Source organism: Acinetobacter sp. AKBS16, from assembly GCF_002899995.1.
Classification (GTDB): Bacteria; Pseudomonadota; Gammaproteobacteria; order Pseudomonadales; family Moraxellaceae; genus Acinetobacter; species Acinetobacter baumannii.
On sequence record NZ_POYH01000101.1, the window covers coordinates 128,506 to 128,996 of the forward strand.

Genomic DNA, 491 nt, shown 5'->3' on the forward strand with positions numbered 1-491 from the left:
TACCTTTTGAACGCGATCTGGTGTTGCGGTGCCAATGGTTTCACCCAAAGACACTTCATAGCAGCCCATGTCATAGAGTCGTTTAACCACTTTTACGACTTGCTCAGGGGCAATTGCGCCTTCATAAGGACAATCGACAATACAAGAGACATAGCCGCGTACACGGATGTTATGTGCTTTTGCTGCGTTCAGGACATCGCTAAACTTTTCAAAGCTTTCGTCGATTGAACAGTTGATATTTTTACGGGTAAAACTTTCAGAAGCTGCGGTAAACACCGCAACCTCTTTGCATCCTACCGCTTGAGCAGTTTCAAAACCTTTAATATTTGGAGTAAGCAGGCTAAATTGCACATCGGTTGTTTGGGGTAACAGCTTAAATAGCTCGTCACTTTGGGCCATTTGCGGTACCCATTTTGCCGAAACGCATGAACCGACTTCAATGGATTTTAGGCCTGCACTGATTAGGTCATTAATAAAGTTTAAGCGTTGTT

General features: G+C 43.8%; 1 pseudogene. It reads right to left on the bottom strand.

From position 1 onward, the window contains the following. Nucleotides 1–491: pseudogene (locus C1642_RS20045) on the bottom strand (hydroxymethylglutaryl-CoA lyase); the annotation flags it as partial.